This is a genomic window from Streptomyces sp. SID486 (assembly GCF_009865385.1).
GTDB lineage: Bacteria > Actinomycetota > Actinomycetes > Streptomycetales > Streptomycetaceae > Streptomyces.
In genome coordinates, this window is sequence record NZ_WWJT01000637.1 from 1 (window position 1) to 19,825 (window position 19,825).

General features: G+C 70.9%; 18 protein-coding genes and 2 pseudogenes. 6 read left to right on the top strand and 14 right to left on the bottom strand.

Annotation, left to right across the window (positions count from 1 at the left end; genetic code table 11):
• From GT045_RS40100 to GT045_RS29810, 10 genes and pseudogenes are all read right to left on the bottom strand, one after another.
• Nucleotides 1-81, bottom strand: a pseudogene (locus tag GT045_RS40100) (hydrophobic protein); the annotation flags it as partial.
• A gap of 900 nt (nt 82-981) precedes the next feature.
• Nucleotides 982-1,329 (bottom strand): DUF6191 domain-containing protein, encoded by a 348-nt coding sequence (locus GT045_RS29770; protein WP_161336065.1) that lies wholly within the window; start codon nt 1,327-1,329, stop codon nt 982-984.
• A 195-nt stretch (nt 1,330-1,524) separates the two neighbouring features.
• Nucleotides 1,525-1,707: pseudogene (locus GT045_RS29775) on the bottom strand (hypothetical protein); the annotation flags it as partial.
• A gap of 372 nt (nt 1,708-2,079) precedes the next feature.
• The gene (locus tag GT045_RS29780) at nt 2,080-2,748 is read right to left on the bottom strand and encodes a response regulator transcription factor (protein ID WP_161294545.1); all 669 of its coding nucleotides are present in this window, start codon (nt 2,746-2,748) and stop codon (nt 2,080-2,082) included.
• On the bottom strand, nt 2,745-4,046 hold the full coding sequence (locus GT045_RS29785; protein ID WP_161336076.1) for a sensor histidine kinase: 1,302 nt from the start codon (nt 4,044-4,046) through the stop codon (nt 2,745-2,747). Before GT045_RS29785 ends, GT045_RS29780 begins: the two co-directional genes overlap by 4 nt.
• 28 nt (nt 4,047-4,074) lie before the next feature.
• Complete coding sequence (locus tag GT045_RS29790) at nt 4,075-4,914, bottom strand: ABC transporter permease (protein ID WP_161336066.1); 840 nt, start codon at nt 4,912-4,914, stop codon at nt 4,075-4,077.
• Nucleotides 4,911-5,855: an ATP-binding cassette domain-containing protein gene (locus tag GT045_RS29795; protein WP_161336067.1), complete on the bottom strand. Its 945-nt coding sequence runs from the start codon at nt 5,853-5,855 to the stop codon at nt 4,911-4,913. Before GT045_RS29795 ends, GT045_RS29790 begins: the two co-directional genes overlap by 4 nt.
• A 588-nt stretch (nt 5,856-6,443) precedes the next feature.
• Nucleotides 6,444-7,718: a hypothetical protein gene (locus GT045_RS29800; protein ID WP_161336068.1), complete on the bottom strand. Its 1,275-nt coding sequence runs from the start codon at nt 7,716-7,718 to the stop codon at nt 6,444-6,446.
• 38 nt (nt 7,719-7,756) lie between these two features.
• A complete protein-coding gene (locus GT045_RS29805) occupies nt 7,757-9,025 on the bottom strand; it encodes a HAMP domain-containing sensor histidine kinase (RefSeq protein WP_161336069.1) in 1,269 nt (422 codons plus the stop codon).
• Complete coding sequence (locus GT045_RS29810) at nt 9,016-9,669, bottom strand: response regulator transcription factor (RefSeq protein WP_161336070.1); 654 nt, start codon at nt 9,667-9,669, stop codon at nt 9,016-9,018. The genes GT045_RS29805 and GT045_RS29810 overlap by 10 nt, the downstream gene beginning before the upstream one ends.
• A gap of 145 nt (nt 9,670-9,814) precedes the next feature.
• Here GT045_RS29810 and GT045_RS29815 point away from each other — a divergent pair, with 145 nt between their 5' ends.
• The 3 genes from GT045_RS29815 to GT045_RS29825 all read left to right on the top strand — a co-directional run bounded on the left by GT045_RS29815 (nt 9,815) and on the right by GT045_RS29825 (nt 11,941).
• A complete protein-coding gene (locus GT045_RS29815; RefSeq protein ID WP_161336071.1) occupies nt 9,815-10,243 on the top strand; it encodes a BlaI/MecI/CopY family transcriptional regulator in 429 nt (142 codons plus the stop codon).
• Nucleotides 10,244-10,247: 4 nt separating this feature from the next.
• Nucleotides 10,248-11,273, top strand: a complete 1,026-nt coding sequence (locus tag GT045_RS29820) for a M56 family metallopeptidase (protein WP_161336072.1) — start codon at nt 10,248-10,250, stop codon at nt 11,271-11,273.
• Between the two features lie 110 nt (nt 11,274-11,383).
• Complete coding sequence (locus tag GT045_RS29825) at nt 11,384-11,941, top strand: GNAT family protein (protein WP_161287366.1); 558 nt, start codon at nt 11,384-11,386, stop codon at nt 11,939-11,941.
• Nucleotides 11,942-12,040: 99 nt separating this feature from the next.
• On the opposite strand, the gene GT045_RS29830 is transcribed toward GT045_RS29825, so the two are convergent.
• Both GT045_RS29830 and GT045_RS39160 read right to left on the bottom strand, forming a co-directional pair.
• Nucleotides 12,041-13,066: a cytochrome P450 gene (locus GT045_RS29830; RefSeq protein ID WP_237538974.1), complete on the bottom strand. Its 1,026-nt coding sequence runs from the start codon at nt 13,064-13,066 to the stop codon at nt 12,041-12,043.
• 378 nt (nt 13,067-13,444) lie between these two features.
• Nucleotides 13,445-13,582, bottom strand: coding sequence for a hypothetical protein (locus tag GT045_RS39160; RefSeq protein ID WP_202529150.1), 138 nt, complete (start codon nt 13,580-13,582; stop codon nt 13,445-13,447).
• 157 nt (nt 13,583-13,739) lie between these two features.
• Here GT045_RS39160 and GT045_RS39165 point away from each other — a divergent pair, with 157 nt between their 5' ends.
• On the top strand, nt 13,740-13,913 hold the full coding sequence (locus GT045_RS39165) for a hypothetical protein (RefSeq protein WP_202529147.1): 174 nt from the start codon (nt 13,740-13,742) through the stop codon (nt 13,911-13,913).
• A gap of 149 nt (nt 13,914-14,062) precedes the next feature.
• On the opposite strand, the gene GT045_RS29835 is transcribed toward GT045_RS39165, so the two are convergent.
• Nucleotides 14,063-14,740 carry a phosphatase PAP2 family protein gene (locus GT045_RS29835; RefSeq protein WP_161336073.1) on the bottom strand — a complete coding sequence of 226 codons (678 nt, stop codon included), beginning with the start codon at nt 14,738-14,740 and terminating at the stop codon, nt 14,063-14,065.
• 460 nt (nt 14,741-15,200) lie between these two features.
• On the opposite strand from GT045_RS29835, the gene GT045_RS29840 reads away from it, so the two are divergent.
• Both GT045_RS29840 and GT045_RS29845 read left to right on the top strand, forming a co-directional pair.
• Nucleotides 15,201-16,535: a glycosyltransferase gene (locus tag GT045_RS29840; protein WP_161336074.1), complete on the top strand. Its 1,335-nt coding sequence runs from the start codon at nt 15,201-15,203 to the stop codon at nt 16,533-16,535.
• Complete coding sequence (locus GT045_RS29845; RefSeq protein WP_161336075.1) at nt 16,532-17,284, top strand: polysaccharide deacetylase family protein; 753 nt, start codon at nt 16,532-16,534, stop codon at nt 17,282-17,284. Before GT045_RS29840 ends, GT045_RS29845 begins: the two co-directional genes overlap by 4 nt.
• A 132-nt stretch (nt 17,285-17,416) precedes the next feature.
• On the opposite strand, the gene GT045_RS29850 is transcribed toward GT045_RS29845, so the two are convergent.
• Nucleotides 17,417-19,651, bottom strand: coding sequence for a transglycosylase domain-containing protein (locus GT045_RS29850; RefSeq protein ID WP_345942795.1), 2,235 nt, complete (start codon nt 19,649-19,651; stop codon nt 17,417-17,419).
• Nucleotides 19,652-19,825 lie beyond the last annotated feature (174 nt).

Genomic DNA, 19,825 nt, shown 5'->3' on the forward strand with positions numbered 1-19,825 from the left:
CGCGAAACCCGCACCGAAGAGGATCAGAGCCAGCAGAAGAACCAGAAGCAGGGGAACCATTGTTATCAACCTCCTGGCCATCGCATGCCCTTACATCACGCTCACAAGCACATAAAATGTGCGTTTCTTTCAGCAGGTCAGGGGCATATGCAAGTGCTGCGTGCCGCCATGCAGGGTTCCCCCAGCCCTGCCCCTCACGCGTCTGAATGAACGTCTCCCCTGAGCGGAATGGCGAACCGTTCCGCCTGGACAGAGGGAGGGCCTGAGACTTCCGCGTCTACGGCGAGCCGCACCGCCCGGGCCTGACAGAAGGACAACTACTTCGGCTGGCACGTCTGCGTCGGACGTGAGGGCGGAACCAGCTGGGACCTGCGCTCCTACCAGCTCAACGACACCACTGACAGCCTGCGCAACAACGACACTCCCTGCGGCGCCTGTTCGTAACCTGCGGATCGGTCGTCCTCGCTGCTGCTGTTGATCCGGCGGCCGTCGATCTCAGCAGCACACACGTATGCCTGCGGGACCGAAGGGCGGCGAGGCCGAAGGCGAGCCCTCCGGCGACAAACCAGGGATTCCACAGGGCCAGGGTCCAGGCCCGCTGCTCCTCGCTCACCGAGGTGTCCAGGTGCGTCGTATCGGTCAGCAGCAGCACCTCGATACCGATGCCCCGGACCAGCAAGAGGGCGCTGACGGCCCATCCCAGCCACCTTGCCAGCAGGGCGGGAACACCCCGGAGCCCGGGCCGGGCAAGCAGCCATGCCAGTAAGGCGCCGAGAAGACAAAGCGCACCCACACCCCACAAACCGGCTACGACGAACCACAGCGGACGTTCGGTGGCCAGCGGACCGGCGGAAATGCTCAGCCCCACATCACCGCCGACTGCCCAGTAGAAATGCAACCCTGCGAACGCGACCGCCCACAAGCACGCGATACGCCCCCACAGCGTGGACGGTTCTGCATCTGTGCTCCTCGGTTCGCGACTCACCGCTGGCCCTTGAGGCCGCCAGCACTCGGGCCGTCCGCCTCCTGCGGCAACACGATGAACGCGGTGCCCTTGGTCAGGTCAATGCTGGAGCGGGGCGGTGCGCCGTCGCTCTCGTCGTCCCGCCGCAGCAGCTCCACCCGCCGCTGCTCCAGTTCCACCGTCTTGTTTCCGTTCACCACCGCCGTGAATTCATCGAAGGCGATGTTCGACAACGAGGGCCCCGTGCGCCTTTGCAGCCACGGGATCAAGCCCAGTCCCGTGAACCAGCGCCATGCGCTCTCCGTCAGGGCGAACAAGGCCAGCAGACAGACGAAGGCCGGGAACGACATGAGCCAGATCGTCACAGATGACCTCCCATCGTCCTCGACACAGTTGCGCTCGTCTCGCTGATCGACATGGGATCAGCCTTCTGGATCCGCGTTGCGCAGGCATCAGACCGGCGCATACCCCGCTTCCCCCATGCGGCGGAGGCGCCGCCATGGAGGTCCACCGCATGGTGGAGGGTGAGGGGCGTGGTGACTGGAGAAGAGGGCCAGTTAGATCCGGAGCAGGGCGGTGGAGTCGGAGCACGAGGCGATCGGCGCGACGAGGAGCGAGATGCCGAGGGAGCGGGGCGCGCTGAAGTAGGCGGCGGGAACGTGATCGCCGGCCTGGCTGACGTAGACCGTTTCGTCCCGGCCGAGCCCGGGATCCGGCCGTACGAGGAGGAGCTGGGCGAACATGAAGGCGGTCGCGACCGCTGCGAGCCGGGGCTCGCCCCACGAGCGCCGCGTCCATATGGTCTGCGATGGGCGGCCGGGCGTGGGGCATCGGTCGTCGTGGCGTTCGAGCCGTCGGCCGTGTCGCACCTCTCGTCCTCGCACGCCAAACGGACTCGGATCCTCCTACAGCTCGTAGGAGGACATCCGTACTACGGTTTGCAGGGTGAGGCGGGTGAGAAGGCGCCTCCGCGCTTCTTGTGAAGCGTCGGCACCGCGGGCGGCGGCCGACGTGGGGTCGCCCGGACAACGCGAGCCGTCGGGGACGAGCTCGCCATGACGGCGGTCGTCGCCGCTGTGACGCGTCGAAGCGGGCAGCCTCGCCTCCGGCTTCCGTCAGCCGGCACCGGGGCGGGCGATCCCCTGGTCGTAGGCGAAGATCACGGCCTGGACGCGGTCGCGGGCACCGATCTTGGCCAGGACGCGGCCGACGTGCGTCTTCACGGTGGACTCGGTCACGACGAAGCGGGCGGCGATCTCGCCGTTGGTCCAGCCCTTGCCGATGGCGACGAGGATCTCGCGCTCGCGTTCGGTGAGGGCGGCCAGTCGCGGGTCCTCGCCCGGGTCACCCCTCGTGACGGGCACGTGCCGGGCGTACTCGTCCAGGATGCGGCGGGTGAGGGCCGGCGCGATCACCGCGTCGCCGCCGGCGACCGCACGGATCCCGGCGAGGAGCTCCTCAGGGCGCGCGTCCTTGAGGAGGAAGCCGCTGGCCCCGGCCCGCAGGGCGGCGTGCACATACTCGTCGACGTCGAAGGTGGTCAGCACGAGCACACGGGAACGCCCCCCGGCCTCGGTGATCCGGCGGGTGGCCTCGATGCCGTCCATGCCGGGCATGCGTACATCCATCAGGACGACGTCGGGGCGCAGTTCGGCCGTCCTGCGGACGGCCTCGGTGCCGTTCGCCGCCTCGCCGATCACCTGCGTCTCGGGAATGGAGTCGAGCAGCACCCGGAAGCCGTACCGCTGGAGTTGCTGGTCGTCGACGACGAGCACCGTGGTCACCGGCTACCTGCCTGAGGTGTCAGGTCGAGGGCGGCTTCCACGGCCCATCCCCCGTCGGCCGCGGGTCCGGCACTCACGGTCCCTCCGTACAGCGCCGCGCGTTCGTGCATACCCACCAGTCCGTGTCCTTCCTCGTTCCATGGTCCGTGGTGTCCGGCCGGCCCGTTGTCGCGGATCCGGATGACGAGCCGTTCGTCCTCCACGACGACCGAGAGGTCGACCCGGGTGCCGGCGCCGGCGTGCTTCAGGGTGTTGGTCAGGGCTTCCTGGACGATGCGGTAGACCGTGAGCTGCACGCCCCGGTCCAGGGCGTCCACCTCGCCGACGGTCCGGTAGACGATCTCCAGTCCTGCGGTGCGTACGCCGTCGCACAGCGTCTCGATGTCCGCGAGGCCGGGCTGGGGGCTGAGTTCGGGTGTCCGGCGGGCGCCGTCCGACGCCTCGCGCAGGACGCCGAGCACCCGGCGCAGCTCGCCGAGGGCCGTCCGGCCGGTGTCGCCGATGAGCTGCAGGGCCTCCTTGCCACGTTCGGGAGCGGTGTCGGTGGCGTACGCGCCGGCGTCGGCGAGAGTGATGATGACGGACAGGTTGTGGCCGACGATGTCGTGCATCTCGCGGGCCACCCGGGCGCGTTCCGTGGCGGTCGCGAGTCTGATGCGCTGGTCGCGTTCCGTCTCCAGCCGCGCCGCCCGCTCCCGCAGCCCCGCGAGCTGCGCCCGCCGGGTGCGCACCGTCAGACCGACCGCCAGGGCCGCGGTGGCCGTGCTCAGCAGGAAGAACAGGGCGTCCCAGACGGACACGGCCGGCGACACGCGTACCGCGACCAGCACCATCCCCGCCGCCATCACCGCGCCGGCCCACGGCAGCCGCCGCAGCTGCCCGTGCAGGGCCAGGCTGTACAGGGCGACGAACAGGGCGATGTCCGCACGCAGCGCGGCGCCCAGCGACCACTGCAGGACGAAGACGACGGCGATGGCGACGAAGGCCGTCATGGGCCGGCGCCGCCGCCAGAGCAGCGGCAGCACCAGACCGGCCTGCAGGGCCAGCACGGCGGCCAGGGGAAGCTGGGTGAAGACGAACCGGAACCTGCGCCGGCCGTCGCCGTCCCTGTCCCCCGGGCCGCCGTGGTGCAGCAGGTCCGGCAGGCAGAACATGAGGAAGACCAGCGCCGCCACCGCGGTGTCAAGCACCCACGGATGGGCGCGGTCCGCCTGCCGCAGCCGCTGGCCGGCCCGGGCGAGCCGGGCGGCCAGCGGTCCTGTTCCGCCGGTGTCCCCGGCGGAGGTGGTCGTCGTCAAGGTGGTCACCTGCCCATGGTGCGGGCCGTCAGACGTCGCTGCGCACCAGCCGGTACGCCGCCCCCGCCAGCGCGAGCACCGTCCAGCCGAGGAAGACCAGCAGTCCGGCGCCCGGCGACAGCGTGGTCGAGTCGTGGGTCAGGGCGAACATCGACTCGCCGGCGTTGCTCGGCAGGTAGGGGCTGATGTTGTCCTGCCAGGAGCTGGGCAGCAGGGAGATCAGCCCGGGGACCAGCATCAGGGAGGCGACCAGCACCGAGATCCCGCCGGCCACCGACCGCAGCAGCGCACCCAGGGCGGTGCCGATCACGCCGACCAGACCGAGGTAGAGGCCCGCGCCCAGCAGGCTGCGAACGACTCCCGCGTGCGTCACACTCATCGCGGCGGGGGTGCCGGAGACGATACCGCTGCCGAACCCGAAGGCGACGAACGCGCCGAGGGTGCCGACGACCAGCGCGACCAGCCCGAACACGGCCGCCTTCGACCACAGCACCGGCAGTCGGCGCGGCACGGCCGCGAGCGTCGAGCGAATCATGCCGGTGGAGTACTCCCCCGCCGTGACCAGCACCCCGAGCACGCCGAGGGCCAGCTGGGCGAAGTTGGTACCGAAGAGGGACAGGCTGACGGCCGTCGCGGTGGCGAAGTCCCGGTCCCGGTGCGGAGAGCCGATGCCGGACCTGTAGTGGTTCGCGGCGATCAGTCCGAAGGCGACGAGGAAGAGCAGGCCGAGGCTCAGGGTGATCCAGGTCGAGCGCAGCGACCACAGCTTGGCCCACTCCGAGGCCAGCACACGCCGTCCCGTCACTCGGTAGGCGGGGCGGGCCGGGGCGGCCTGGGGCGTCTCGACGGTCGCGGTGAGCGTGCTCATGCGGTCCTCCCGACGGTCTCGGCGGTCTCGACGGTCGCGGAGCCGTGGTACTCCACGGCATTCCTGGTCAGCTCCATGAACGCCTCCTCCAACGACACGGTCCGCGCCGTCAGTTCGAACAGCGCGATCCCGTGCTCGGCCGCCTTCAGACCTATCTCCCGGGCACTCACCCCGGTCACCTGAAGCTCCTCGGAGCCGGGCCGGCCCGTGATCTCGACCCCCGGGGCGGCCAGGACCTCCCGCAGCCGTGCCGGCTCCTGGGTGCCCACCTGCACCGTGTCGCCGCCCGCCTCCCGGACCAGGTCCCCCACGGTGGTGTCGGCCAGCAGCCGCCCGCGCCCCACGATGATGAGATGGTCCGCGACCAGCGCCATCTCACTCATCAGGTGAGACGACACGAACACGGTCCGTCCCTCGTCGGCGAGCGCCTTCAGCAGGTTGCGGATCCAGAGCACGCCCTCCGGGTCGAGCCCGTTGACCGGCTCGTCCAGCATCACCGTCTGCGGGTCGCCCAGCAGGGCCGCCGCGATACCGAGCCGCTGCCCCATGCCGAGGGAGAAGGCGCCGGCCCGCTTCTTCGCCACACTGCCCAGCCCCGCCATGTCGACGACCTCGTCGACCCGGCGCCGCGGAATCCCGTGCGTCAGCGCGAGCGCCAGCAGATGGTTGTAGGCCGAGCGGCCCGGATGGATCGACTTCGCCTCCAGAAGCGCCCCCACCTCCTGCAGCGGCGCCCGGTGGCCGGCGTAGCGGCTTCCGTTCACCGTGACGGAGCCGCTGGTCGGGGCGTCGAGCCCGACGATCATGCGCATGGTCGTGGACTTGCCCGCGCCGTTGGGCCCCAGGAAGCCCGTCACCGTGCCCGGCTGCACGGCGAAGTCCAGCCCGTCGACGGCCGTCTTCTCCCCGTACCGCTTGGTCAGCTGCTGTGCGTCGATCATGCGCGTCTCTTCCTGTCGGAACCGGCGTCCGTCTGTCGCCCTCGACGCCTCACCCACCACGCTAGGAGGCGAAACACGCCGATCCGGTGGTACCGCGGACCGATCCACGTCCGCGGGGTCGTACCGCGGTACTACGCTCCACCGCACCCTCGGTCTCACCGTTCAGGACGCGTGCAGGCCCGGCGCCCCCTCGTACGGACCGCGGCGCCGAGGCCTCTCCTCGCCGAAGACCACCGCGGACAGCCAGTGGCCGAAGTCCATCCGCTCGGAGACCAGGTCACCGGCGGCGGTGCCGGGAGCGAAACCGGCGGCCCGAGGACGCCGCGGCGTCGGCCGGTGAGGCCGCCGCCGTCTCCGTCATCTCGTGTGCCATGAGGCCCGACCCGGACGTGCCACGGACTACCTGAACGCATCCTGGCCGCAACCGCCATCCGGCGTCCGCCGCCCACCGCCCGTCGCCCACCGGCCGCCGGCCGCCGCCCACCGTCCGCCGGCCGCGCGGCATCGTGCCATGACACCTCCTGGCCACGGCCGTCCAGCACCGTGATCGGCGGCGGCCTGAGGAGAGGGCGCCGCCGATCAGGTCCGTCAGCGCATGTCCGTGAGGAGGGTGCCCAGTTCGGCCTCCTGCCGGGACGGCGACATCGGCGGGTTCGGGTGGTCGATACCGAAGGTCTTCAGGACCTGGTCCATCTGGGCGTCGATGAACGTCCAGCCGGTGTTGTCCAGCGGCTGCAACGAGGCCTGGTCGGCATCCCAGAGGTCGCGCAGCGACTGGGCGGCCGCGTGGGCCCCGGTCGCGTTCCCCGACCGTGCGTCCTTGAGCGAGGTCGAGGCGAGTGCCTTCAGTGCGTTGACCTTCGCGGGCGGGAACTTCTTCACGGCCTGTCCGGGGGCGAGATGGACGGTGGAGGTGGCGTCGGTCTCCGGCGCCGGGCCGACGTGCGGCCGGCTGTGAGCCCAGGCCAGCAGGCCCGCGGTGGCGACGGCGAGGAGGCCGAAGCCTGCCAGCGCGATGCGCTCCCTGCGCGGGTTGCCGGTGATCTGCGGGGTGTGCGTGGCGTCGTAGGCCGTGGTCACGTCGGAGCGCGTCACCGTCAGATAGACGACGGTCGCCAGGATCAGGCCGAGGAAGATCAGGCTGGTGGTGAAGGTGCCCATCGCGAGGCCGGTCGGCTCGCCCGGCGGCGCGGCCTTCGGGGAGGCGAGCCAGTCGCCGATGTTGGCGCCCAGCGGGCGGGTCAGGATGTAGGCGAGCCAGAAGGACAGCACGGGGTTCGCGCCGGACTTCCACAGCAGCGTGATCGCCGCGATGAGGCCGAGCGGCAGCAGGACCGAGACTCCCGGGCTCCAGCCGGTGAGCTCGAGGGTCCAGTCGCCGGTCGCGGTGCCGAGCGCGAAGGTGACGAGCACGGCGAGCCAGTAGAACGACTCACGCGGCAGCGTCGTGACCGAGTGGATCGAGAGGGTGCGCTCGCGCAGCCACCACACGCCGAAGACCACGGCGAGCAGGACCGAGAACACCGTGGAGCTGATCCACAGCGGCACGTCGAGCTGGTCGGTCAGGATGTCGGTGTACAGCGTGCCCGTGACACTGACGACGACCACGGTCAGCCAGTACGGGAACGGGACGTACCGCTTCAGCCGCAGCTGGACGCCCAGCGTCACCACGAACACCGCGGTGAAGATCCATGCCGTGTTCACCAGGCCGACGCCCAGCTTCATGTTGATCCAGTCGGCGAAACTCTCACCGACGGTCGTGCACAGGATCTTGATCACCCAGAACCAGATGGTGACCTCGGGAACCTTGTTCAGCATCAGCCGCCCGCTGCGTTGCGTGCGGGCTTCGCTCGTCGTCGTCATGCGACGAGGTTGGCTCCGCCGACCTGCACACAACCTGACTACGCGATCGCCTCCGGCGCGGGGAAGGTCACCTCGACGCGACCGTGACCATCCGCGATCGCACGGACCGCCACTCCCGCGGACGCGGCGAGGCGCTTCACCACGGCCAGCCCCAACCCGTGCCCGTGGCCGCCGGTCACGCCCGCTTCGAAGACCCGGTCGACCTCCGCCGGATCGAATCCCGGGCCGTCGTCGAGGACCTCGATCACGACCCCTTGGGGCTGGACGCGCGCCGTGACCCAGACCCGCGACCTCGCGTGCCGCAGGCCGTTCTCCAGCAGGGGTGACAACACGGCCACGACGAACTCGGGCGCCACGGCGACGTCGACGTCCGTCGGGATGGCGAGTTCGACGGAGCGACCAGCGATCGCCTGTCGCGCCGCCGCCGCGAGATCGCAACGGGTACCGCCGTCGGTCCGTGTCCGGGCGGTACTCAGAATCGTCGTGATCGCCGTGTTCAGACGGTCGACCTCGGTCAGAACGGACTCCGGTGCCAGATGACGGCCGGAAAGCTGCGCCAACTGCGCCTCGCCCCGCAGGGCCGTCAGGGGCGTCCGCAATTCGTGGGCGATCTCATCGGTGAGCCGGCGCTCGTCCGCGAGAGCGTTGTCCACGCGGTCGAGCAGGCGATCGAGAGTTCGCCCGAGCTCCCCGAACTCATCGCGAGGAACGCCGAGGTCGAATCGGCGCCCGGGTTCGTGATCGCCCCAGTCGTCGGCGAGAGCGGCCATTTCGTGGACCACCCGCAACGCACGACCCACCACGAGGTGCGCGACGACGCCCGCGAGCAGGATCGAGACGCCCCCCAGCACGAGCGACATCGTCAGGCTGCGCTGCTCCGACGTCTCGTACGGCGTCAGGTCCACCCTCACGACCGCCATGACGTGGTGGCCTTCGAGCCGGATCGGCCGGGCATACAGAAGGGAACCGCCGACCGTGGTGGTCCGGGACTGCCCGGAGCCGACGAGCGCGTGCACTCGGTCGAGGACGCCGCCGGGCACGATCCCGTCGACAAGGTGCCCGTCGGCATACACCCACGAGACCGTGTCCAGCGCCTCGTTGCCGTTCTCGATCAGCACGACGTGACCACCGCGTACGGCCACGTTCGCCGCCACCGCCTCCGCACGTGTACGCGCCAGAGCGTTCGCGTCGGCGTCGGTCACCTGGCTCAGCAACACGTGTGAGACCACCACCAGCACTGCGACCACCGCGCTCGCGATCAGGACCGCAAGCGCGACGACCCTGCCACGGAAGCCCGTCACTCCCATCGATAGCCCACCCCACGGACCGTCGCCAGGCGATCGGCCACGCCCAGCACACCGAGTTTGGTCCGGAGCCGGCGCACGAAGGAGTCAAGAGTGTTGTCGCTGACCTGCGCGCCATGCGGCCAACCGGCGGCGACGAGGGCGTGGCGGCGTACCGCGTCACCCTGCGAGGCCATGAGTCTGCCCAGCAACCGAAACTCGGTCGGCGTCAGGCTCTCGCTCCTCGCACCGTAGATCACGACATGTTTCGCCGGATCGAGGACGACGCCCCTCGGTGGACTTGTCGCGGTCGTTCTGCGCAGCAGGGCGCGGACCCTCACCAGCAACTCCGGGATGTCGAACGGTTTCGTCATGTAGTCGTCGGCTCCCGCCTCGAAGCCGCCCACCTTGTGATGCATGCCGTCCAGAGCGGTGAGCATCAGCACCGGGGCGTCGACGCCACGTGCCCGCAGCGCCAGGCAGACGTCGCGGCCGTCGGCGTCCGGGAGCCCCAGATCCAGGACGACCAGGTGAGGGACCGGCTCGAGCTGCCGCAGCAGACCGCCCGCAGTGGCAGCGACCGCGATCGTATGGCCGTCGTGCTCGAGTGCACGCTTGAGGACGTCACGGACGGCTGCGTCATCCTCACACACCACGATGAAAGCCACAGGCGGACCCTAGGTACTCTCGCGAGGGTTCTCCATTCTCCCTGCTCAGTGCACTGGCGGTCGCGCGCGAGACCATGTCCTACGACAAGTAGGAGACGGGCGGGTAGCCTGTACGCAACGACGGCGAAGGAAGGCGGACGGCGACGTGGCGGGCCAGGGAGACGAGGAAGCCCACGAGGCACCCGGCAGGCGGGCGCGCGGCGAACTGGAGAACGACGTGCTCGCCGCGCTCTGGGCGGCCGACGGGCCGCTGACCGCGCGGGACGTCCGGGGACGGCTGCTCGGCGACCTCGCCTACACGACCGTACTGACCATCATGTCCCGCCTGTACGACAAGGGCATGCTCACACGGCACCGCGAGGGCCGCGGCTATGCCTACGAACCGGTCCGCGACGAGGCGTCGCACACCGCCCAGCGCATGCACTCCCTGCTGGAGGGCGGCTCCGACCGCCAGGCGGTGCTGGCCCGCTTCGTCTCGGAACTGTCCGAACAGGACGAGCAGTTGCTGCACCAGCTGCTCACCGGGCACGACGACGTCCTCCCCGACGACCGACGCTCGCCCGGGACGCGGTGAGCCGGTGCTGATCAGCGTCTACATCCCATTCCTCGTCACGGCGACAGTCGCCGTGCTCGCGCCCCCCGTGGCGCGCCGGATGCCCCCGCGCCCGGCCGCGCTGGCGCTGGCCTGTGCCGCGGTGGTGACGGCGGCAGCCTGGGCGGGATCACTCGCCCTGCTGGCTTTCACCAGAGTGGCGCAGATCCCGGAGATCGCCGAGGAGGGCCGCTGGTCCGTGTCCGCGCTGCGCTCCCATGACCCCGTCTATGCCGTGGTCGCGGCCGTCAGCACCCTGGTGCTCGCGGTCAGCGTCGTCTCCCTCGTCGTGGCCGCCGTCCGGCAGGGCCGCCACCTGCTCCGGGCCCGGCGGGAGTGCGCGGAACTGCCCGGGCACACGGAGCTGGCCGTCCTTGACGACGACCTCCCGGTGGCCTTCGCACTGCCTGGGGCACCGGGCCGGATCGTCGTCTCCCGGGGGATGCTGCGCCGCCTCGGTGACGCCGAGCGCGAGGCGTTGCTCGCCCACGAGCGGGCGCATCTGCGCGGGCGTCACCACGTCTTCCAGAGCGTGTGGCGGCTCACGGCCGCTCTGAACCCGTTGTTGCGGCCGGTGGCCGTCGCGGGCGACTTCGTCCTGGAGCGCTGGGCCGACGAGGAGGCCGCCGAGCGGGTCGGTGACCGTACGGTCGTCGCGCGCGCCGTGGGCCGCGCCGCGCTGGCATCCGCCGGTGCGTCCCGTCCCGCCGCGCTGGCCGCGACCGGCGGGGTGGTGCCCCAGCGGGTACGGGCCCTGCTGGCCCCGCCGCCCGCCCGTCGGAGCCTGCCCTTGCTGGCGGGCGGTCTGCTGCTGGCGCTGTGCTGCGCGAGCCTGGCCAACGCCGCCTCGGACAGCGACCGGATGCTGGACAGCGCGCAGTGGGCACTGTGCACGGCACACGCCGGCACCACCACCGCCGCGACGACCAACCCCGACGACGACCCTGGGCACGCACCGCACGGCCGCTGCGCCGGCCCCGATCGTCCGGAACACGGAGAGCGACACCTCTGACCCGCCCGGCGCCGGTGCGCGACGGAGCCCGGGAATCAGGCTCGGGCGGACGGCATCCGCCTCGGCGTGCCTCCCGGACCCGCGTGGACCGCAGCGTGATCGAATGAGGCATGGCATCGTCCTGGACTGGTAGACGGGTGCGCCTGCGCGCTGTCGAGCCCGATGACTGGACAGCGTTCATGCGCTTCGCCGACGAGGACGGACGGCGAGGAAGTCGGTTGGACCTGCCGCGGTCCGCCGAGAGTCACCGTGCCTGGGCGAAGGAGCGATCCGTTGCCACGTGCGATGACGATCGTTTCCGGTTGGTCGTCGAGACGACGGCCACGGGAGAGGCGGTGGGGACGATCGGCTCACATCGCACGGGCCCGCGTTCAGGCTGGTTCGAGTTCGATGTCACGATCGGCGCCGACCACCGGCGCAGGGGCTACGCGACGGAATCCTTGATGCTCATGCTGCGCTTCATGTTTGCCGAGCGGCGCTATCACAAATGCCTGGGCGCGGTCTTGGCCCACAACGAGGCGTCGCTGGCACTTACCCGTGGGCTGGGCTTCACGGAGGAGGGGCGCTTGCGGGAACACGTCTTCTTCGACGGCCGGCACCACGACCTCGTCATGCTGGGCATGCTCGCCGGCGAGTTCGACCAGCGGCACGGGTTGAGCGCACCATGAGCCGGTCATCCCACAAGAGCGTGCGCAACGGCATTCGCACTTCGTCGAGTTCGCCGTTCGCGGACCGGAGGCGGCCTGTCACCGAAGGCAGGACCGTCCTCAGCTGCGCGAGGTCGCACGCAGGCGCAAGCCGACAGTCGCGAGACCTTCGAAGGTGGTGACCTGGTAGCCGGGCTCTGGGCCGGGCGGCTCGCTCAAGTGGTGACGGCGGGCGGTCTGCGCGGTCAGGAGCGTGAGCATCGCCATGGCCAGCGCGACTCCCTCGCAGCCATGCGGCCCGGTACCGAAGGAGAGGAAGGCCCCGGGTTCCGCCGGCGAGCCCGTGTCGTCGAGCCAGCGCTCGGGCTGGAACCGATCCGGCTCCGGGTGTTCCCGTGCGTCGCGGTGGGCCGTGTAGGGGCAGACGAGAACGGTGGACCCGGCGTCGATGGTGTAGCCGGCGAGCTGAGTTCGCCGCCTGACGTGCCGGGTCAGCAGCCAGCTCGGGGGGTGCAGTCGGAGCACCTCGCGTACCACTGCCTGGGTGTAGTGCAGGCTGTCGAGGTGGGTGCTGGTCGTCGCGGCCGGGTCGGCGGGCAGCAAGGCGGCTTCGGCCGCGACGCGGTCCGCTGCCCGAGGGTGCCGGGCCAGCTGCAGCAGGATCCATCCAGCTGCCCGGGAGGGCGTCTCGAAGGTGGCCACGGTGATTCCGGGGAGGGTGTCGAGGACGGCCTCGTCCGGCAGTGGCCCGTGACGGGAGGAGGGCCGGAGCATCTGCCCCAGCACGTCGTCACCGAGCCGGCCCGATGAACGGCGCCGGCGGACGATGGGCCGCAGCGCGTCGGTGAAGGCGACTTGCTGCCGGGTGCGGAACCGCCGTGCCGGTGTCGGGACCCAGCGCGGCCACACCCAGCGCGAGGGACGTACGAGCACCTCCCGGGCCAGGAAGAGCCGTGAGGCGAAGGGCAGGAGGGTGGGAGCGTCTTCGGAGAAGAGGTAGCGCACGCCGACCTCCGCCAGGGTGCGCCGGACCGGAGGCAGGATCTCGACGTCCTGGCCCGTGGGCCAGCAATCGGCGAATCGAGCGACCCCGGTCGCGATCTCACCGGTCCGGGCCGCAACCGCCTGCGCGCGTAGTCCCCTCATGCGGGCGGCGTGAGCGTGCGCACGCTCCTCGGGCGTCGGTGCTCCGTTCGACCGCTTCAAGGGCGGGAAGAGAGGAGAGGGTGCCTTGGGGAAGTCCTGCGCGCGACGCAGCACTGCTTCGCACGGCTCGGCCGTCGCGGCTACGTACACACCCGGCTCCAGCTGCCAGACGTCCCCGCACTCGTCAGCGCCACGGCGCGCTACTGCCAGCCGGTCGCGGCTCCAAGCGGCGAAGCCGCCCTCGGGCAACCGCGGTGGCTCATGTGTTCGGCCCATGAGACCGTCCCTGACTCTCGTAGGAGTACAGGTCGACGTCGTCGGCTGCGTAGCTGTGCGCCGGCGGGCACCCGGGAGCGCCCGTCGGCAGTGCGGTCGGACTCAGTCGTCGCCGGCGTACGCGTTCCATTCGTTTTCCCCGTACGCACCGTAGTGCCGGGTGAAGGACAGCTTGCCGAGCAGCTTGGCGATCACGATGCACTCCTCTCGCATCAGATATCCCACTTGCCATGTTGTCACGTATGTCGTATATGCGATATTCGGAGCATGAGCTGTGCATACGGGCTCACGGCACCTGCTGCCCGGGCCCGGAGGTGGTGGGGCCCAGGGACACCACCTGTCCGAGTTCTCACCCCTGCCTCACCGGCACCCGGCCAGTGAGCACGGAGGTCCTGAGATGAGTGCTGGAGAGAAGGCCAAGGCAAAGGCCGAACAGGTTGCCGGAAGAGCCGTACGGAAGGCGGCCCACGCGGTGCACAAGGACACCCTCGCGGCGAAGGGCGCCGCCCTGGAAGCGCGGGGCAGGATGCGCGGGGCGAAAGAGCGGTCCAAGGGCTGGTTCAAGCACTGAGGATGTCGTGGAACCGAGTCACGGCGGGCTTGTGACACTGGACCGTCCGCACCGGCCGGCCATCGACCACGATCACCCGGTGGGTCGGCGGCTGTCCGGTGTTCCGGCACGCCGCAAGGAGATGTCAGGCCGCGCTCTCGGACAGGCGGTCACAGCGGATCCCCGGCCGAAGCGGCTTGCCTCGCCGGCTGCGCGGTGGCGGTGGGCTCGGTCGTCACCAACGGGCGCAGCGACCCATGGCTCAGGGAGCCGACCAGCGGGGCGGCCCAGCGGCGCAGTGCCGAGCTGACGAGGTAGGCGACGGGGAGGGCGAGGGCGGCGGAGCCGAGGACGTCATGGGGGTAGTGGGCGCCGACGTAGACCCGGCTGAAGCCCTCCAGTACGGCGAACACAGCAGCGACGGCGCTCAGCCGGCGGTCGAGCAGGAACAGCGCGGCCACGCTCGCGGCGGCGACGGTGGCGTGCCCGCTGGGGAAGGCGTAGTCCGAAGGCGCCGGGCAGGTGTCGACGAGATAGGCGTGGGCCATCGACCGGCAGGGCCGCACCTCCGCGACGAACCTCTTGACGACCTCGGCGGCGGCGAAGGCGGTCAGGACGGCGACCGGCGCGGCGAGCGCGAGGGTCATCGCCTGCGGGCCACGGCGCCGTGCGGTCCACCAGCCCGCGATCATGAGGATCGCGAAGACCCCGAGACCTAGGTCGGTCCACACCTCCATGGGTGTGTTGAGCCACTTGGTGTCACGGGCGAAGTCGGTGACCGAGGTGAAGAACGAGCCGTCGATGCCGGATCCGTCGAGGGCGAGTTGCGCGGTGGCGGCCGCGGCCATAGGGAGAAGTCCTTCCGTCCGTGTGAGTGCGTCGAGTGCTCACGGGATGAGCGAGCTGCCATGGGGTTCGAGCTGTGCCACCGGCCGCCTCGCGCCTGTGAGGTGACGTTCGGGTGACATGGCGACGACTCCAGAGTGACGCGTAGCGAATCTACTACAACTTGTAGATTTGAAGTTCGAGGGGCCACCGCCGGGCGGTGCGGCCAAGGTCGGGTTGCGCCCGGCAATGCCGATCGGGGGGCATGTGGTGGCGAACGGGACGAGCCTGGGTCGCCGCCGGACTTCCCGTCCCGCGGCGACCGTTCCCTAAGTTCTACATCATGTAGTAACTTCGCCTCTTGGCACCCGGCGGTCGAATCGTGGCCCTGGCCCGCGCACTGCGGCCTCGGCCTGCCCGCAGTGCCGTGTGGGCCGGGGCATGCCCGGCGTACCCCGTAGCCCATCAGGAGGATGATCGACCATGGTCCACTGTGACGACCTGGCGCCGGAGCCGGCGCCCTCGCCGTCCGCCGCACCGCCGCAGGGCGGCGCCGGGCGGATCGCGATCATCTCGGCCGGTGTCGGCGCGGGACACGACGGTGCGGCCGCGGGGCTGGCCGAGCGGCTGACCGAGCACGGGTTCGTGGTGGACCGGCACGACTTCCTCGACCTGCTGCCCACCGGTGCGGGCCGGCTGCTGTGCGGTACCTACCACCGCATGCTGACCTGGATACCGGACGGCTATCAACGCCTGTACGCGGCCACCGACCGGGCCGCACGCCCCGGCGCGGTATGGCGGGCGCTGTTCCGCGCGGCCGAGCGACGCACGCTGCGGGCGCTCGCGCCGGACACCCGCGCGGTCGTCTCGACCTACCCCGGCGCCGGCCAGGTCCTCGGCGCGCTGCGCCGGCGCGGCAAGCTGACGGTGCCGGCCTTCACCTACCTCACCGACTTCTCCGTCCACTCCCTATGGGTAGCCCCTGGCATCGACGCCCACCTGGCCGTGCACCCGGTGCCGGCGGCCCGAGCCCATGTACAGGGCGCGGCCGCCACCACTGTCGTCGGTCCGGTCACCGACGCACGCTTCACCCCCGCCACCGCCGGTCAACGGACTGCCGCCCGCGAGCGGTTCGCCCTGCCCGCGCACGCGCCCCTGGCCCTGCTGGTCGCCGGGTCGTGGGGGGTCGGGCCGGTGCGACGGGCCGCCGCCGAGATACAGGAGACCGGGGTGGCGGTGCCCGTGGTGGTGTGCGGGCGCAACGAGGACCTCGTGGAGCAGTTGCGCCGGGACGGCATCGAGCACGCTTTCGGCTGGGTGGACGACATGCCCGGGCTGATGCACGCCTGCGACGTCCTGGTGCAGAACGCGGGTGGACTGACCTCGCTGGAGGCATTCGCCGTCGGGCTGCCGGTGGCCAGCTACCGCTGTATCCCCGGTCACGGCCGGACCAACGCGGACGCCCTGGAAGAGGCGGGTCTGGCGACCTGGATCCGCGACCCGGCGGACCTCGGCCCGGTGCTGGCCGAACTCCTCCACGGACCGCGCGGTCGGGCCCAGCGCGCCGTGGGACTCGACCTGCACCGCCTGACTCCCGGACCGGTGACCGCCATCGCCGCCAGAATCGGGCAGCAGCCCACGCCGGACGCGCGGTCTGCGGTGAGGCACTTCTCCGGCCGACGACGGATCGCCTTGACGGCCGTCACCGTGGCGGCCACGGCCTGCCTGGGCGTCGCCGCCCCGCTGGCCCACGCCTACAACGAGACGCCCGCCCGCTTCACCGCCGTCGCCCACTACCTGGACGGAGACGGACGATGACCCCGGCCCGGCTCGCCCGCGCTACGGCCCTCGCCTCGGCCGCGGTGGTGCCCGCGCTCGCGGCGTTGCACACGGCACCCGTGATCTCCACGTTCGGGCCGCTGCGCAACGCGGCCATGCCTCGCCTGGCCGGCCGAGGCCGGCCGGATCACGTCGCGCTCACCTTCGACGACGGTCCCGACCACCTGTCCACCCCGCGCTTCCTCGACTTCCTCGACGCACGCGGGCTGCGGGCCACCTTCTTCCTGCTCGGCTCGATGCTGGCCCGCTCACCGGGGCTGGCCAAGGAGATGGCCGCGGCCGGGCACGAGATCGCCGTCCACGGCTGGCACCACCGCCCGCTGCTGCTCCGAGGCCCGCGCGCCGCTTACGACGACCTCGCCCGCGCCCGCGACGCCGTGGCCGACGTCACCGGCAGCCCACCCGTACTCTTCCGGCCGCCGTACGGCGTGATGAGCGGCGCCGCGCATCTGGTTTGCCGACGCCTCGGCCTGACCCCGGTGCTGTGGACCTGCTGGGGCGAGGACTGGCGCAGGCGGGCCACCCCTCGGTCCGTCGAGCACACCGTCCTGACGGACCTGCGCGGTGGCGGCACCATCCTGCTCCACGACTCCGACTGCACCTCCGCCACCGGCTCCTGGCACACCACCCTCGCCGCTCTGCCCCGCGTCCTCGACACCTGCCAGGAACGCGGCTGGCGGGTCGGCCCCCTGCGCGAACACGGCGTTCCCGGCCTGCCCCGCCGGTGAGCTCGCCGCCGCACGACGGTGACGGACCGTGCCGGTCGACGGCCGCCCGCGTCGTGCGGCTGCGCATGCGGCGGCTGGTCCGCCGGGTGACGGCCTGTCCGCGGCGGACGCTCCGCGAGCAGAAGAGACGACTCAAGGACCACCGCGGACGCTTGTCGGCGCCTGCGTACTGGTCGTCGGTGTGGGTGAGGGTGAGGTGCTGCCGCCGGAGGTGCCACCGAGGAGGCCGCCGCCGGTACCGGCAGTGGTTCCGGTGGTGTCCGTCGGACTCGGACTGACACAGTGCTGCCCGTGCCCGTGTCCGCGGCACGGTGTGATGGTGGTGGGGGTCGTCGGCGTGGCCGACGCGGTCGGGGTCGCCTGGGGTGTGCTCTGGGTCGCGGTGGCGGAGGGGGTGGGCGAGGGCGCGCCGTACTCGTCCGTGCTCTGGCCCAGTTGTGGTGCGGGCGGGAACTGCTCGACGGGTTGTCCCCGTAGGGCGGCTGTCATGTAGCCGGTCCATACCTCGGTGGGCATGTCGGCTCCGAAGACCTTGGCGTAGCCGCCGACACCCTGCATCGACCGGAGGCCGGCGTTCTTCGGGTCCTCCTTGAACATGCTCACGGCCGTGGTCAGCTGCGGGGTGTAGCCGATGAACCAGGCGGACCTGTAGTCGTCGGTCGTACCCGTCTTGCCGGCCGCCGGGCGCCCCAGCGCCCGGGCGTTGGTACCGGTGCCGTGTTCGACGACGCCTCGCAGGACGTCGGTGACGGTGTCGGCGGTCGAGGCGGGCATGGCTGTGATGCCCTTGGGCTTGTCGAATCCGGGCAGCTGCCGGCCGTCGGCGACGACCTTGGTGACCGAGTACGGCTCGTGCTGGATCCCGCCGTCGTCGAAGGTGGCGTACGCGTCGGCCATCCGGATGGCCGACGGTGTGGAGGTACCGATGTAGAAGCCCGGGGTGTCGTACTGCAGGCTTGTGCGCAGGAGTCCCGCGCTCAGGGCCTCGCCCTCCACCTTGTCGTAGCCGACGTATTCGCCGAGCTGGACGTAGGGGGTGTTGACCGACTGCTCCATCGCCTTGCGCAGGGTGATGTAACCCCACTTGGTGGGCACGTCGTTGCGCTGGTGCAGGAGCCCCGTGGGGTCCTTGGAGTCCGGTAGTTCCTGGCCCTGCCGGTTCCTGATGGTGATGCCGTCGTCGCCGTCGAACTTCGAATCGGGCGTGACCGGTGCGGCCGGCTGCCCGGGCGAGAGGACGGCGCCGTGGTCGAGGGCGGCGGCCAGGTCGACGGGTTTGAAGGTGGAGCCGACCGGCACTCCGGTTGCGTCCGCGTTGTCCGTCCAGTGCCCCTTGTTCCAGCCGCGGCCTCCGTACAGGGCGACGATCGCGCCGGTGGACGGATCGATCGACGCCGCGCCGACCTGGACGTCCTTGTCGGCCGGGCGGTGCCGCGGGTCGAGGTGCCTGCGCTCCATCGCGTTGACGGACGCCGACAGGGCGCTGACCCTCTTCTTGTCGAAGGTGGTGTAGATCTGGTAGCCGCCGTGGCCCAGCTGCTGGTCCGTGAGGGAAGTGTGGGCCTCGACGTACTTCTCCGCGGTCTGCACCAGGTAACCGGTCTGCCCGGCCATTCCCGCCGACGGCGTGTACGGCTTGGGCGTGGGGAACCCCGCCGCCAGGTACTGCTGTTCCTGGGCGGCGGTGATCTTGTGGATCTTGGCCATGCGGTCCAGTACGTACGTCCAGCGCGCCTTGGCCTGGGCCTTGGCCCGCGGGTCGGTGTCCGCGTGCATCAGCAGGCTCGGCTCGTTGACCGTCGCGGCGATGAAGGCCCCCTGGCTGACCGTCAGCTGGGAGGCGTGCACGTGGTAGTAGGTGCGGGCCGCGGCCTCGATGCCGTAGGCGTCCCGGCCGTAGTAACAGGTGTTGAGGTAGCCCTGCAGGATCTGCTGCTTGGACATCTGCCCGCCGATCTTCAGGGAGATCATGATCTCTCTGAGCTTGCGGGTGACCGACTGGTCCTGACTGAGGTAGGTGTTCTTCACGAACTGCTGGGTGATGGTGGATCCCGACTGCACCTCACCGCCCGTGGCCATGTGGTAGACGGCTCGGAGCATGCCCTGCGTATCGATGCCCGGATCGGAGTAGAAGGTGGCGTTCTCCGCGGCGAGGAAGTCCCATTGCACCAGCTTCGGCACCTGGGCGAGGTCGACGTTCTGCCGGTTGGTCGCCCCCTGAGTGGTCATCACCGAGCCGTCCGACCAGTAGAAGGTGTTGCTCTGCGCCTGGGTGTCGGGGTTCGCACCCGGGATGGTCGTCGTCGCGTAGGCGTAACCGAACAGGCCCAGCAGACCGGCGACGAACAGCAGGAAGGTGCCCGACACCAGCTTCCACGACGGCAGCCACCGCCGGAGACCACGTCGGCCGGCCCGCGGGTAGTCGATCGGGCCGCGCCGACGGGACCGTGTGGCGTCCGCACGTCGCGTGCCGCCGGTCCCGCGGGCACGTCCGTCCCGGGACGCCGCGGCCCTGCGCGCCGCGGCCCTGCGCGCCGCGGC